Annotated in this window: 12 protein-coding genes; 11 read left to right on the top strand and 1 reads right to left on the bottom strand. The window is 55.6% G+C overall.

Annotated features, from left to right (window positions below; genetic code table 11):
- Positions 1-9: 9 nt before the first annotated feature.
- The 4 genes from yqeK (at position 10) to HW273_RS07030 (ending at position 2,187) form a co-directional block, all read left to right on the top strand.
- Positions 10-663: a bis(5'-nucleosyl)-tetraphosphatase (symmetrical) YqeK gene (yqeK, locus tag HW273_RS07015; RefSeq protein WP_179011097.1), complete on the top strand. Its 654-nt coding sequence runs from the start codon at positions 10-12 to the stop codon at positions 661-663.
- On the top strand, positions 650-1,003 hold the full coding sequence (gene rsfS, locus HW273_RS07020) for a ribosome silencing factor (RefSeq protein WP_179011098.1): 354 nt from the start codon (positions 650-652) through the stop codon (positions 1,001-1,003). Before yqeK ends, rsfS begins: the two co-directional genes overlap by 14 nt.
- Before the next feature lie 135 nt (positions 1,004-1,138).
- Positions 1,139-1,783, top strand: coding sequence for a transcriptional repressor LexA (lexA, locus tag HW273_RS07025; RefSeq protein ID WP_179011099.1), 645 nt, complete (start codon positions 1,139-1,141; stop codon positions 1,781-1,783).
- Positions 1,783-2,187, top strand: a complete 405-nt coding sequence (locus HW273_RS07030) for a hypothetical protein (protein ID WP_179011100.1) — start codon at positions 1,783-1,785, stop codon at positions 2,185-2,187. The genes lexA and HW273_RS07030 overlap by 1 nt, the downstream gene beginning before the upstream one ends.
- Before the next feature lie 31 nt (positions 2,188-2,218).
- On the opposite strand, the gene HW273_RS07035 is transcribed toward HW273_RS07030, so the two are convergent.
- Complete coding sequence (locus HW273_RS07035) at positions 2,219-3,166, bottom strand: LysR family transcriptional regulator (protein WP_179011101.1); 948 nt, start codon at positions 3,164-3,166, stop codon at positions 2,219-2,221.
- A gap of 359 nt (positions 3,167-3,525) precedes the next feature.
- Here HW273_RS07035 and HW273_RS07040 point away from each other — a divergent pair, with 359 nt between their 5' ends.
- The 7 genes from HW273_RS07040 (at position 3,526) to HW273_RS07070 (ending at position 15,454) form a co-directional block, all read left to right on the top strand.
- Positions 3,526-5,808: a hydratase gene (locus HW273_RS07040; protein WP_179011102.1), complete on the top strand. Its 2,283-nt coding sequence runs from the start codon at positions 3,526-3,528 to the stop codon at positions 5,806-5,808.
- A 126-nt stretch (positions 5,809-5,934) separates the two neighbouring features.
- Positions 5,935-6,099 (top strand): rubredoxin, encoded by a 165-nt coding sequence (gene rd, locus HW273_RS07045; RefSeq protein WP_179011103.1) that lies wholly within the window; start codon positions 5,935-5,937, stop codon positions 6,097-6,099.
- A gap of 75 nt (positions 6,100-6,174) precedes the next feature.
- Positions 6,175-7,383, top strand: a complete 1,209-nt coding sequence (locus HW273_RS07050) for an FprA family A-type flavoprotein (protein WP_179011104.1) — start codon at positions 6,175-6,177, stop codon at positions 7,381-7,383.
- Positions 7,384-7,643: 260 nt separating this feature from the next.
- The gene (locus HW273_RS07055; RefSeq protein ID WP_179011105.1) at positions 7,644-8,897 is read left to right on the top strand and encodes a putative glycoside hydrolase; all 1,254 of its coding nucleotides are present in this window, start codon (positions 7,644-7,646) and stop codon (positions 8,895-8,897) included.
- Complete coding sequence (uvrC, locus tag HW273_RS07060) at positions 8,890-10,794, top strand: excinuclease ABC subunit UvrC (protein WP_179011106.1); 1,905 nt, start codon at positions 8,890-8,892, stop codon at positions 10,792-10,794. The genes HW273_RS07055 and uvrC overlap by 8 nt, the downstream gene beginning before the upstream one ends.
- A gap of 63 nt (positions 10,795-10,857) precedes the next feature.
- Positions 10,858-13,278 (top strand): leucine--tRNA ligase, encoded by a 2,421-nt coding sequence (gene leuS / locus HW273_RS07065; RefSeq protein WP_179011107.1) that lies wholly within the window; start codon positions 10,858-10,860, stop codon positions 13,276-13,278.
- Between the two features lie 202 nt (positions 13,279-13,480).
- Complete coding sequence (locus HW273_RS07070) at positions 13,481-15,454, top strand: VanW family protein (RefSeq protein WP_243206764.1); 1,974 nt, start codon at positions 13,481-13,483, stop codon at positions 15,452-15,454.
- The last annotated feature ends 50 nt before the right edge of the window (positions 15,455-15,504 follow it).

A 15,504-nucleotide genomic window follows, 5' to 3' on the forward strand; every position in this document is an offset into this window, starting at 1 on the left:
GAGGAGAGAATGGATTTCGAAAAACAAAGTACAGAAGGAAAAAAGCCGGAGCTCGCTCCCATCCTTTCCATGCGGAGGAAGCTTAAGGAACTGCTGAAGCCGGAGCGTTACGAGCATTCCCTGAGCGTGAGTTTCTGCAGTATCGCTCTCGCAATGCGCTATGGCTTTGATATTGAAAAGGCAGAGATTGCAGGACTCTGCCACGACTGTGCGAAGCACTTCGGGAAGGAGGAGCTGCTGCGGGAATGCCGGCGTGCCGGCATTTCTCTCAGTCCGGAGCTGAGGGAGAATCCGCAGGTTCTCCATTCGATTTACGGCCCCTGCTATGCGCGGGAGCTTTTCGGAATTACCGATGAGGAGATCCTCTCCGCGATCCGCAGTCATACCCTCGGGCGGCCGGAGATGGGGCTTCTGGAGAAGATCGTCTTTACGGCAGATTATATCGAGGCGCGCAGGTGGAGAGCGGCGAGACTGCCGGAGCTTCGCCGTCTCGCCTTCGTGGATCTGAACCGCGCGGTCTATGAGATTCTGCGGGACACGGTGGAGTATATACGGGAAAGCGGAGCGGAGCCATGCACGGATTCCCTTGCAAGCTATCACTATTACAGAGCGCTGCTGGAAGGGACGGCAGCGGAGGAAGGAGAAAAAGATGAGCGTTTCTAAGGACATGGTGAGAACAGCAGCGGCGGTGCTTACGGAAAAGAAGGGGGAGGATCTCAGTGTCATCGATATATCAGAGATCTCCGTCCTCGCAGACTATTTCGTGATCGTTTCCGCGGACAATCTCCGGCAGGTAGCGGCGATTTCGGACGCGGTAGAGGATGCTATGGCGGCGAAGGGCTTCGCCATCCGCCGGAGGGAGGGAGGGGCCGGCTCCGGCTGGCTCCTCCTCGACTACAATGATATCATCATCCACATTTTCGATAAGGAGCAGCGTTTCTTCTATGATCTGGAGCGAATCTGGTCCGACGGGAAGAAGATTCTGAATCTTGACACGCTTTAAGGAGGCAGGAACAGCCGTTTCGCTGCGCGCCTGTCTCTATTTACGGACAAATGTTCTTTTTTGCTTGCATCAATACGGCACCTGTGCTATACTGAACACAAATTCAAACAGGTGTGCGCATAAAGGAGATTGAGGATGGGCAGACGTAAGAAGAATCCGGATGCGAATAATATGACTCCGAAGCAGGAGGCGGTATTCGAGTATATCAAGTCCTGCGTTCTGGAGCGGAATTATCCGCCCTCCGTCAGAGACATCTGCAAGGCGGTGGGACTTAAGTCGACCTCCAGCGTATTCGGCTACATCAATGATCTGGAAAAGATGGGGCTGATCCGCAAGGATCCCGCACACCCGAGAGCGCTCCAGATTATGACGAAGGAGTTTCAGGCACAGATGGAGCAGGAGGTTGCGCAGATCCCTGTGATCGGGACGGTCGCCGCCGGGCTGCCGCTTTTTGCGGAGGAGAATGTCTCCGATTATTTTCCGCTTCCGGCATATATGCTCCCGAACAAGAAGGTCTTCATGCTCAACGTGAAGGGAGACTCGATGATCAACTGCGGGATACTGAACGGAGACCGCGTCATCGTAGAGCAGCAGGAGACCTGTGAGAACGGGGAGATCGTGGTCGCACTGGTCGAGGACAGCGCGACGGTGAAGCGTTTCTATAAGGAAGCGGATCACATCCGTCTCCAGCCGGAGAATGACAGCATGGATCCGATCCTCGTTCCGGACTGCCGTGTGCTCGGGAAGGTCATCGGGCTGATTCGTCTGGGGATGAGGTAATGCTGCGGGAATGGACGGAGCTGGGAGTCGGACGGCATTTTACAGAGGAGGCGGTGCTCTGCACTGCCTCCTCCTCGGATTATGAAAACCTGAAGGTGGAATTTCAGAAGCTGAATGCGCTGACGGAGAGGCATGGCACACGCTATGCGCTGGCGGAGAGGCAGAAAGACGGGAGCTGCATTCTCCGGATTACGGTGCTTGCCGACCTTCTGAAGCGAAATGCCGGTCCGCGCAGGAAGAGAGGGTGCCTCCGAAGCATCGGCGAGCTCTGCCGCTATCAGGAGCTGCATTCGACGAAGGAGTGCGCAGAGTATGCGGGTGTCGCGCTCCGGAGCTACCAGCGGAGAGTGAAGAAATACCGGGAGGAGGGGAAGTGGAGCCCGGAAAATCCGGGGTACTTTTAGTGTATAAGCTCCTGTGCAGCGCCGCGTAAGCTTATACAGCTTCCACGCTCTCCATACAGTTTTTCAGGAGCTCGATGAAGTAGCGGCTCGCCAGCGTCATATAGCTGTCCTTCATGGTCGTGATGCAGAGGTTCCAGTTCGCGTGATACTGCCTCGGGATAGAGAAGTAGAGCGGCGTCGGTATGACGGCGCTGATCTCCAGATAGTACTTCGGGAGTATCGTGACGCCGAGGCCGGCAGCGACGCAACGGTGCGCAGTATTCAGGTTGCTGAAGCTCACGATGATATCCGGCTCGAGGATGCCTGCGCTTTGGAGCAGACTGTCACAGATTTCACGGCTTCGCTGTCCCTTCGACACCATTACGAATTTCTGTCCTCGCAGATGCTTCGGATCCAGCTCCCGGAGGGGAGCCCCGGAGGCGGAAGACGGGACAGCGAACGCTGAAAGCCCGGAATCTGCGGGCGCGACGATCAGGAAGGGATCCAGCCCGAAGAAGTCATAATTCAGCGAGGAATTTGTTTTTTCCGGTGCCGGTGCATGCATCAGAGCGAAATCAAGTGTGCCGGAAAGCAGTCTTCCCTCCAGCTGGGCGGAGGTGCCCTCACTGATATTTAAATGAATGTTCGGGTAGCGCCTCTGGTATTCCGGCAGGATCTTCGGAAGCAGCCATGAACCCAGATAGCGAGTCACACCAAGCCGCAGCTGCCCGGTTTTCAGCTTGTTGATGTCGCTGATCTCCATATTGAAGGTTTCACACATTTTCAGGATTTCCGTCGCCATGAGATAATAGCGCTCTCCTGCGTAGGTGAGGACCAGACCCCGCGAGGTACGGGTGAACAGCGGCATTTCATAGGCGCTTTCGATCCGCTTAATGCACTGCGTCAGAGAGGGCTGGGCGATAAAAAGCTTCTTCGCTGCGGCGGAGATGCTTTTTTCGTCGGCAACCGTCTTGAAATAGAGAAGCTCCTTTTCCGTCATCCGGGTTCCTTTCTTTCTGTGCCATATAGTGCTGATCGTTCAGGCAAGCCATCCGTAATTCACTGCAAGAGAAATGATTTCCATGAATTTGAAATTTTCCATTGTCGTATCAATCGGAAGGATCTGCTTTCCCGAAGCGTTATATAGCGGAAATGCTATATAAAATCTTATTTCACTATTTTTTATACCATAGCGAATCCTGTTCGGCAAGAGACTTAAGGCACTTTTAGCAGGAAAAATTGTATAGGATAAAGCCTATTATTCTGATTTATATATAAGTATTTTCCTGCTTTATAAAAGCCTGCTATGATATACACAGTTGAAGATGTGAGATTTCATCGCTTTCAGGAGGAAAAATTATGGTAAGGCTCTATGACGACGGCGTCTATCTGGTGAATGGGACGGAGCTGGTTCCGGCGGCGGAAACAGGGAGGCTCGTGTCACTCTGTGGCAGGGAAGTGAGCAGGGAAGAGGCGAAGAAGGGGACGATGGCATATGGAATTCTTTCCGCACATAACAGCTCTTCGGATATGAAGAAGCTCAGGCTCCGCTTCGATGCGATGGCATCCCATGATATCACCTATGTCGGCATCATTCAGACAGCGAGAGCCTCCGGGATGGAGCGATTCCCGCTGCCCTATGTTCTGACCTGCTGCCACAATTCACTCTGTGCGGTCGGCGGGACGATCAATGACGACGACCATCTCTTCGGGCTTTCCGCGGCGAAGAAGTACGGCGGAATCTACGTGCCGCCGCATATTGCCGTCATTCACCAGTATATGCGGGAGTGCTTCGCGGGTGTCGGGAAGATGATCCTCGGCTCGGACTCCCATACCCGTTACGGCGCGCTGGGGACCATGGCGATCGGAGAGGGCGGCGGAGAGCTGGTGAAGCAGCTCCTGCGGCAGACCTATGATGTAAGCTGCCCGGGTGTGATCGCGGTTTACCTGACAGGAAGGCCCGCGCCCTTTGTGGGACCGCAGGATATCGCGCTTGCCATCATTCGCGCGGTATTTAAGAATGGCTATGTGAAGAATAAGGTGATGGAATTCGTGGGACCGGGCATCTCCTCCATGACGACAGATTACCGGAACGGCGTGGATGTCATGACGACAGAGACCACCTGCCTGAGCTCAATCTGGCGGACAGACGAGGATACGAGGCGCTTCCTCGAGACCCACGGAAGAGGAGAAGAATACAGATCGCTGAATCCGGAGGCAGTGGCGTACTATGACGGCTGTGTCTATGTGGATCTCTCCAGCGTGAAGCCGATGATCGCGCTTCCGTTCCATCCGTCCAATGCCTATGAGATCGGTGAGCTTTACGCGAACCTTACGGACATTCTCCGTGAGACGGAGAGGGCGGCGGAGGAGATCGCCGGCGGCAGAGCGCAGCTTACACTGCTCGACAAGGTCACGGCGGACGGCAGGCTGCAGGTGCAGCAGGGCATCATCGCAGGATGTGCGGGCGGCAGCTACACCAATGTGGTAGAGGCGGCGCACGCGCTGAAGGGCAGGAGCATCGGACAGGACGAGTTCTATCTCTCCGTCTATCCCTCCTCGCAGCCGGTTTACACCGATCTCGACCGGAAGGGACTGCTGGCAGACCTCATGGACAGCGGCGCGATTATCCGTTCCGCCTTCTGCGGACCCTGCTTCGGTGCAGGAGACACTCCTGCGAACAATACACTCTCGATCCGTCACACGACCAGAAACTTCCCGAATCGCGAGGGCTCGAAGCCGGGGCAGGGACAGATGTCCGGCGTGGCGCTGATGGATGCGCGTTCCATCGCAGCGACCGCGGCAAACGGCGGCAGAATCACCTCGGCGGAGGAGCTCGATTGCTGGGGAGATATCCCTGCATACCATTATGACGACCGGGCATATCGCTCCAGAGTATATCAGGGCTATCAGAGGGCAGAGGAGGAGAGGGATCTCCGCTTTGGTCCGAACATCAGGGACTGGCCGGAGATGGAGGCACTCGGAGAGAATGTGCTCCTGAAGATCAGCTCCAAGTTGCTGGATGAGGTCACGACGACAGACGAGCTGATTCCGTCCGGAGAGACCAGCTCCTATCGCTCAAATCCCCTCGGCCTCGCGGAATTCACGCTTTCCCGGAGAGATCCGGATTATGTGAAGCGCGCAAAGGAGATCGCGGCGCTCGAGAAGAGCCGTCTCGCGGGGAAGCCCGATGCAGAGCTTCTGGCTGTACTGGATATCGTGCGGACGATTCCGGGGCAGGAGAAGGTCGGGATGGAAGACATCGAGGTCGGCTCCAGCATCTACTCCAACAAGCCCGGCGACGGCTCCGCCAGAGAGCAGGCTGCATCCTGTCAGAGAGTGCTCGGTGCATTGGCAAATATCGTCAAGGAATATGCGACGAAACGGTATCGCAGCAACTGCATGAACTGGGGGATGCTCCCATTCCATCTGAAGGACGATCCGTCCGTGCTTTCGGTCGGAGCTTATGTCTATGTTCCGGGGATTCGGGCATTTCTGGACGGCGATCTCTCCGATATTCCGGCATTTGTCATCCGGGACGGGAAAGCGAAGGAGATTCACCTCTACATTCTGGATATGACAGAGAATGAGAGGAAAATCGTGAAGGCGGGATGCCTGATTAACTTCAATCGCAAGAAATGAGAATAATTCTCAAAAAATAATATGGACATAAAGATAAAAGCATGATATTATGATCGCAGAGTCTGGACAGATCGGAGAGGCAGGGAAGAAAGAGGCTCCGCTCTGTATAAGAAAGGAGAATAAATCATGAAGAAATATGTATGTACCGTTTGCGGTTACATCTATGACCCGGAGCTCGGCGACGCTGACGCGGGGATAGAGGCCGGAACCGCATGGGAGGACGTACCGGAGGATTTCGTATGTCCGCTCTGCGGCGTAGGCAAGGATCAGTTCGAAGTATCTGAGGACTGAATATGCGTTTCCTGACGGTTCCGGGTCATACAGACTCGGAACCGTTGTTAATGTTTTTATGCTTAGGAGTAGGAAATGTTTGCGATCAGAAATGTAACAGAGGACATTGTTTATGTGGGCGTCGAGGACAGGAGACTGCATCTGTTTGAGAACCTTTTCCCGCTGGATCGGGGGGTGACGTATAATTCCTATCTGATCCGCGATGAGAAGACCGCACTGCTGGATACCTGCGACGCGACAGTGATGCCGCAGTTTTTCGCCAATGTAGATGCGGCTCTCGGAGGCAGGAAGCTGGACTATCTGATCGTGAATCACATGGAGCCGGATCACTGCGCACTGATTGAGGAGATTTTCCGGCGCTTTCCGGGCGTGACGCTTGTCGGAAATGTGAAGACCTTCCAGATGATCTCTCAGTTCTTCTCCCTTGCGATTCCGGAGGCACAGCGGATCACCGTGAAGGAGGGAGAGGAGCTTTCTCTCGGGAAGCGTATTCTCAGCTTCGTGATGGCGCCGATGGTACACTGGCCGGAGGTGATGTTCACCTATGACAGGACGGAAGGTATTCTCTTCACCGCGGATGCCTTCGGCGTCTTCGGCTGCAATAACGGCAATCTCTTCACCTCGGAGCTGGATTACAGAGCGAAGGATTTCGTGGACGACGCGCGCCGCTACTATGCCAACATTGTAGGCAAGTACGGGCTGCAGACGCAGGCGGTGCTGAAGAAGGCAAAAAATATGGAAATCCATATGATCTGCCCGCTGCACGGCCCGATCTGGCGGGAGGAGGATATCCCGTTCATCCTCTCTCTCTATGACAAGTGGTCGCGCTATGAGGCGGAGGAGCGCGCCGTCGCCGTCTTCTACAATTCCGTCTACGGCAATACAGAGTCCGTCGTCAATTCCCTCATGATGCTGCTGGGCTCGAAGGGCATCTGCAATAGCAAGGTCTATGATGTCTCGAAGACGGATATCTCCGTGATGATCGGAGAGATGTTCCGTGCCTCGCATCTCATCTTCGCGGCGACGACCTATAACAACGGACTCTTCCCGAAGATGGAGTATCTGCTCTCCGATATGCGGGCGCTGGCCGTACAGAACAGGAAGTATGCGATCCTGGAAAATGGCACCTGGGCACCGCAGAGCGGGAAGCTTCTGAAGGAAACGCTGGACAGCCTGAAGAATATGGAGCAGATCGGAGAGAGTCTGACCATTAAGTCTGCTACCTTCCATCAGGAGGCGCTGGAGACGCTGGCAGAGTGCATCACGGCTTCCCTTAGGGCATAGAGCATATACAATGTGGTGCCGGTACACCCGCGAACGTTCGGAGGAGAGCTCTTCGAGAAACTCGGAGAGCTCTTTTTTTACACAGAATATTATATAGAAATATATGTTCTGTTTGGTGCAAAATGTCGAAAATCCTGTAGAATGGTGACTGAATCCCAAAAAACATTGTAAAATCATCGGAAAGTGGTATAATTTACCCCGTCAACAGGCAGTTTTAAAGATGTTTGACATCAGATAAGACTGGAAAGTCGAGGAAAAGCATGAAAAAGTTTTTTGTGCTTATGATGCTTGCCTGTCTTCTGCTGATCGGATGCGAGAAGAAGCAGCCGCTGGTTTACAATGTGAACAAATCCGCCGAGCTTCGGGAATATGAGTCCGAGGTAGAGGCAGAGTCGGCATTTGAAGAGGAAAAAATCCGGCAGTCCATTGCAGCGGAAGAGAGCCGTGCGGCAGAGGAAGCTTCGGCACACCCTGCGGCATGGTCGAAGAGGCAGAACGGGAAAGAACGGACGAGGGTGAGGGGAATCTATCTTACCGACGCTACGGCGGGTTCGGATCGGATGGAGAGCATCATAGGACATATCGATGAGACAGAGCTCAACGCCGTCGTCATAGATATCAAGAATGACGAGGGCAGGATTGCCTATCGGATGAATGCGGAGACGGTTCAGGCACTGGGTGCGGAGCGGGATACGATCACGGATATCCAGAGTCTCCTGCAAAGACTGAAGGCGCACGGCATCTATGCGATCGCGCGGATCGTGAGCTTTCGGGATCCCTATCTCGAGACGGTAAAGCCGGAATGGATGTACCGCCTGCCGGATGGCAGCGTATTTCATGACAGCGCAGGCATGGCATGGGTAGATCCCTACCAGAGAGCGTACTGGGACTATATCTCGGAGATCATTTCTGCCTGCGCAGCGGACGGCTTCGACGAAGTGCAGCTCGATTATGTACGTTTCTGCACGGAGCGCGGCATGCAGGATGTGGTCTTTCCTGAGGAAGAGACACAGGGGCGAAGCAAAACAGAGATCATCACTGAATTTGTGCGTCATATCTCAGACCGCGCGGCAGAGGCGGGGATCTTCCTGTCTACGGACGTCTTCGGAACTATCATCGGCTCCTATGTCGATTCTCATGCGGTCGGACAGGACTATGCACTCCTTTCGGAGGCGGTGGACTATATGTGCCCGATGATCTATCCGTCCCATTACGGAGACGGAAATTTCGGGATCGCACATCCGGATACAGAGCCCTACCGGACGATTCTCTTTGCGCTGGGCGCCTCGAGGAAAGCGCTCGAAGCGGAGCCGGAGAGCGGACAGAGAGCGACAGTGCGCCCATGGCTTCAGGGCTTCACCGCTTCCTACCTTTCCAATTATATCCGCTACGGTCCCGAGCAGCTCCGCGCGCAGATTCAGGCGGTTTATGACAGCGGCTATGAGGAGTGGCTGGTCTGGAACGCCTCTAACAATTACGATTGGGATGCGTTCCCAAGGGAGGAAAATGGCTGACAGAAGCGTTTTCAATATACAGGAAGAGCTGACGAAGCTCCCGGCAATGCCGGGAGTTTATTTGATGCACGGTGCGAAGGACGAGGTGATTTACATCGGCAAGGCGAAGGTGCTGAAGAACCGTGTCAAGCAGTATTTTCAGAAGTCCTACAAGAAATCCGTCAAAATTCAGCAGATGGTGAGCCTGATTGAGCGCTTCGAATATATCGTCGTGGATTCCGAGCTGGAAGCGCTGATTCTCGAGTCCAATCTGATCAAGGAGTACCGGCCGCGCTACAATACGCTTCTGAAGGATGACAAAAATTATCCTTACATTCGTGTGACGCTGGACGAGCCCTACCCGAGGGTGATGTCGATCCGGAAGCGCCGGAATGACCGCAGTCGATATTTCGGTCCCTACGCCTCCTCCGAGCAGGTGAACGAGGTGATCGAGCTGCTGCGAAAGACCTTCCATGTCCGGAACTGCAGCAAGGTCTTTTCGGAGGGAAATCTCCTGCCGCGCCCCTGTATCTACTATGATATGAAGCAGTGCGACGGACCCTGCATCGGGAAACAGTCCAGAGCGGAATACCGGGCACGGATCACGCAGGTTCTCGACTTCATGAACGGAAAGTATGAGGATATCGTAAAGGAGCTGCACCGGAAGATGACGAGAGCCTCCGAGAATCTCGACTTCGAGGACGCGGCTGCCTTCCGGGATCTGATCCGCTCGATCGAAGCGGTGCAGAACCGGCAGAAGATCACTGCCTATGACACGGAGGACAGAGATATCATCGGCATGCGCCGGGAATGGACGGACTGCATCATTCAGATTTTCTTCGTCAGGGACGGAAAGATCATCGGCAGGGATCACCAGTTCATCGACATCGACCGGGAGGCATCCGATGAGGAGATTCTCAGCGCATTTTTGCAGCAGTATTACAACGGCACGCCGTTTATTCCCAAGGAGATCTGGGTGCAGACGGCACTCCCGGGTGCAGCGGTGCTCGCGGAGTGGCTCTCCGGCCTGAAGGGGCGGAAAGTCAGCATTAAGACACCGCAGATCGGACAGAAGGAAAAGCTGGTGGAGCTGGCAGTCACCAATGCCGGCATCCTGATGAACCGTTACCGCGAGAAGTACCGGGAGGAGGGAAGGAAAACGGTGCGGGCGATCGACGAGCTGCAGCAGCTCATCGGACTCCCCGCCGCATTGCACCGCATCGAGTCCTATGACATCTCCAATACCTCGGGGGCGCTGAATGTAGGCTCCATGGTAGTCTATATCGATGGAAGACCAAGAAGCAACGCGTATCGGAAGTTCCGGATTCATTCCGTGCAGGGGCCGGACGATTATGCCTCGATGCGGGAGATGCTGACGCGCCGTTTCCGGCATGGCCTCCGGGAGAGGGAGGAAAATCGAGAGAGCGGCAGGGCGGATACGCAGGGCTCCTTCTCCTTCCTGCCGGAGCTCGTGCTGATGGACGGCGGCAAGGGACAGGTCGGGATCTGTGAGGAGGTTCTGGAGGAGCTGGGCATCTGCGGCGTCACGGTCTGCGGTATGATCAAGGATGAGCGGCATAGGACGAGAGCGCTGCTCTATCGAAATGAGGAGCTGCCGATCCGGGAGAACTCCGAGGCGTTCAAGCTGCTGACCCGCATTCAGGACGAGGTACACCGCTTCGCGATAGAGTATCACCGTTCGCTCCGGACAAAGAAGCAGATCCACTCTCTGCTGGACGATATCCCGGGCATCGGACCCGTAAGGAAGAGGGCGCTGATGAAGCATTTTCAGGATATCGATCATATTCGCACGGCGGAGCTTCCGGCACTTCTGGAATGTCCGAGCATGGACGAGCGCGCTGCGCGCCAGGTCTACATCTTTTTCCGGAAGGACGGTCCTGCATCCGGGGATACTTGACGAAAGTTTTCCGTAAACATATAATACTAAGTTATGAAAATACGCCGACAGGGAGGATTTTGCATGGCTAAATATAATCATGATGCCATCGAGGAGAAGTGGCAGCAATATTGGGATCGAAATCCCATCAATGTAAATGACGGGAAGAAGGAGAAATATTATTGCCTGGATATGTTCCCGTATCCGTCCGGCTCCGGACTGCATGTCGGTCACTGGAGAGGCTATGTAATCTCCGACGCATGGGCGCGCTACCAGCTGATCCGCGGCAAATATGTCATCCATCCGATGGGCTGGGATGCTTTCGGGCTGCCTGCAGAGAATTATGCCATCAAGATGGGTATCCATCCGGCGATCACGACGAAGTCCAATGTTGACAACATTCGCCGTCAAATGAAGCAGATCAATGCCATCTACGATTGGGACATGGAGCTGAATACCACGGATCCGAGCTTCTACAAATGGACGCAGTGGATCTTCGTACAGATGTTCAAGAAGGGGCTCGCCTACGAAAAGGAGTTCCCGATCAACTGGTGCCCGAGCTGTAAGACCGGCCTCGCCAACGAGGAAGTCGTGGACGGAAAATGTGAGCGGTGCGGCACGCCGGTAACGAAGAAGAATCTCCGGCAGTGGATGCTCCGGATCACCGCCTACGCCGACCGTCTGCTGGACGATCTGGATAAGCTGGACTGGCCGGAGAAGGTCAAAAAGATGCAGGCGGAATGGATCGGGCGCTCTTACGGTGCAGAGGTGGATTTCCGGCTGGAGAACTCCGAAAAGAAGATCACCGTCTTCACGACCCGTCCCGACACGCTCTATGGCGCGACCTTCATGGTGCTCGCGCCGGAACATCCGATGGTAAAGGAAATCACCACCGAAGAGCGTAGGGAAGCAGTAGAGTGCTATATCAGCCAGGCGGCAAACAAGTCTAATGTCGATCGTATGGCGGTGAACGACAGAGATAAGACCGGCGAATTTACCGGCGCCTATGCAATCAATCCGCTCAGCGGAGAACGGACGCCGATCTGGATCTCCGATTATGTTCTGGCAGATCACGGCACCGGCGCGATCATGTGTGTCCCGGCGCATGACGCCCGCGACTTTGCCTTCGCGAAGAAGTTTTCCCTTCCGATCGTGCAGGTCATCGCGAAGGATGGCATAGAGATCAAGAATATGGAGGAGGCGTACACCGAGGCAGCCGGCACCATGATCCACTCCGGAGACTGGAACGGCATGGAGTCCTCCGTACTGAAGAGGGAAGCGCCGGAGATGATCGAGAAGAAAGGCTTCGGCAGAAAGACCGTCAGCTACAAGCTCCGCGACTGGGTTTTCTCCCGTCAGCGCTACTGGGGAGAGCCGATCCCGATCGTACACTGTCCGCACTGCGGCAATGTTCCGGTGCCGGAGGAAGAGCTCCCGCTCCGGCTGCCGGAGGTGGAGAACTATGAGCCGACCGGCACCGGTGAGTCTCCGCTCGCAGCAATGGAGGACTGGGTGAACTGCAGCTGTCCGCGTTGTGGAGGCGCAGCGAAGCGCGAGACCAATACGATGCCGCAGTGGGCAGGCTCCTCCTGGTACTTCCTGCGTTATGTGGACGTACACAACGAGCGGGAGCTGGTGAGCCGCGAGAAAGCAGACCGGCTGCTTCCGGTCGACATGTATGTTGGCGGCGTAGAGCACGCGGTACTGCACCTCCTCTATTCCCGCTTCTGGACGAAGTTCCTCTATGACATCGGCGTCATCGGCTTCGAGGAGCCGTTTACGAAGCTCTTCAATCAGGGCATGATCACCGGCAAGAATGGCATCAAGATGTCGAAATCCAAGGGCAATGTCGTGTCGCCGGACGATCTGGTTCGCGACTATGGCTGCGACGCGCTCCGTCTTTACGAGCTCTTTGTGGGACCACCGGAGCTGGACGCGGAATGGGACGACCGCGGGATCGACGGCGTCAGCCGCTTCCTGAACCGCTTCTATACACTGGTGCAGGATTCCATAGAGAAGAAGCCGGCTGCGACGAAGGAGATGATCCGTCTTCGTCACAACCTCGTTCACGATATCGAGCAGCGCTTCGATGCATTCTCTCTGAATACCGTCGTTTCCGGCTTCATGGAATACAACAACGCCATGACTCTGCTTGCGAAGAAGGAGGGAGGCATGGATCTTGAGACGCTCCGAACCTTCTCTGTCCTGCTCGCGCCCTTCGCGCCGCACATCGCGGAGGAATGCTGGCACGAGCTCGGCGGTACGGACAGCGTATTCCATGCCGGCTGGCCGAAGTATGACGAGGAGGCAATGAAGGCGGATGAGATCGAGCTGCCGGTACAGCTGAACGGGAAGACCAAGGCGGTCATTACCGTGCCGCAGGACTGCCCGAAGGAGGAGGCACTTCGAATCGCAAGAGAGGCGATCAAAGACCGGCTGGACGGGACGATCCTGAAAGAAATCTATGTCCCGGGCAGGATCGTGAATCTCGTAGTAGGGGCTTAATCCAAACGGCTTAAAAGGGCTGCCGTTCCGGCCTTCGGGCAGGGACGACAGCCTTTCTGGCTAATTTTTAATTTTTTTACGGGAATCCTTCGTAATGTTTAATGATTTTTCACTGTATACAAAACACCAGGATGTGCTAAGATTAGGGTATCGTCCGGGTGCTTTCCGCTCCGACGATACTACAGCATACGGGTGGGGGATTATGGCGCAGTATAACGGTTATCAGGATAGAAACGGCTCCGGCAGGATGCGGGGGCAGTCCCGCGGACGGACGTCGGGAGGCTCCCGCGGCGGGGATGTGCGACAGGCGGCAGGCAGCAGAGGCTATTCCGGAGGGAGCGGCAGATACAGTAAATATAAAAAGAAAAAAAGAAACGGCATGCCTCCGCTGCTCGGCGGACTCGGTGTGCTTGCCATAGCCCTCATCTGCGTTTTCGCTCTGCGGATGGGAATTCCCGGGGGAAAGAACGGAGAGGACGAGAGCGCGCCGAAGGAAAGCACGGAGGCATACGACCCGAATGTGATCCACGAGGACATTTACCTCGATTATTCGGCACTGGATGCTTCGGCAGCGCTTCTGAACCTGAAGGGCATGAACCGGCAGCAGCTGATCGATAAGCTGAAGGGAAGCTACGATTGGAGGCTGACCGTCAAAAATGAAAATCCGAATCTCGATCACTTCAAGCTGCCGGAGCTTTCGGAGCAGGCAGAGACGAGCAGTGCGGGCGCCGGCAGTACGGACAATGAGGGCACAGAGGAGATCGTAAAGATCGACAATCCCCTGAAAAATGTGACGATACGTCCGGAAAAGGGCAGCTTCGCCGTACCGGATCTGCTTTCGGAGAACGTAGAACAGCTGGCAGAGAAGATCTTTGCCGACTATCAGTCAAGTCAGGAAACCATAGAGACAGAAGCAGGCACAGCGGAGAGTGAGACGGAGAAGCAGGGCTTCTTCTCTTTCATGAAGAAAAAAGAGACGGAGACAAGTACGGAGACAGAGACGACGACCGAGGCGGTCAGCGCGGACTACCGGCTGGAGCTCCCGGATTTTTCATCGCAGCTCTCTGATCTTTCGTCGCAGCTCGCGCTCGTATGGGATATGCCGCCGGTGAACGGCGATATTGTCTCCTTCGATGCGTCCAGCGGCGAGTTCGTTTTCGGCGGCACGGTAGACGGCTACAGAATCAATGCGGAGGAAACCGCATCGAAGCTGCTCACGGCAGTACGGGACGGCAGCTACGATGCAGAGATTCCCGCCTCGGGAGAGAAGCTCGCAGCATCCTCAGCGTCAATCAGGGATCAATATAAGACGATCGGCAGCTTCACAACGAACACCACCTCGAATTCTATCCGGAACCAGAATGTGAAGCTCGCTGCGCAGGCTGTGAACGGCACCGTGCTGAAGCCGGGGGAGGAGTTCTCCTTCAATGAGGTGGTCGGACAGAGAACCGCAGAGAAGGGCTATGGCGCCGCAGCGGCATATAATGGCGGAGAGGTGGTGCAGGAGGTCGGCGGCGGCGTCTGTCAGGTATCCTCTACCCTCTACAACGCCGTATTCCGCAGCGGTCTGACGACGACCTACCGCCGCTCCCATACCTTCGCGCCGAACTATGTCCGCCCAGGCTCAGATGCGACGATCTCCTGGGGCGGTCCGGACTACCGCTTCGTGAACAGCTCGAAGCACGCGATCGGTATCCGCGCCTGGTATAAGGATCAGACCTGTACGGTGCAGCTCTACGGCATCCCTGTCCTCCCGGAGGGAGAAAGCTGGGATCTCGTTACGGAGAAGGTAGAGGATCTGCCGGTTCCCGCACCGCAGATCATCACGCCGGAGCAGGGCGCTGAGAGCAACGGTTCGGCGGGCTCCCGCTGGATCGCTTACAAGATTATCCGGAAGAACGGCAAGGAGCAGAAGATAGAGGATCACAAGGTGACCTACAAGGGACATACGCCGAAGAAATATGCGGAGGGTGTAACCAGTGCAGCGGAGAGTACGCCCGTGGAGAGCGCGTCCGAGACGGAAACCGCGGAGAGCACGGAGACGAAGAAGCAGACCGATGCGGTGCAGGAGGCGCCGACCACCGCGGAGCGCTCCGGGAACATCGATGCGCATCCGGGAAGCGAGAGCGAAGGCAATACGGACAATGATCGGATTCCGGCAGGTCCGGGGCTGTGATCCGGCATTTCACGCAGAAAGGACAGGAAGGAACGGCAGACACCGCTCCT

It is taken from the genome of Oribacterium sp. oral taxon 102, assembly GCF_013394775.1.
GTDB lineage: Bacteria > Bacillota > Clostridia > Lachnospirales > Lachnospiraceae > Oribacterium.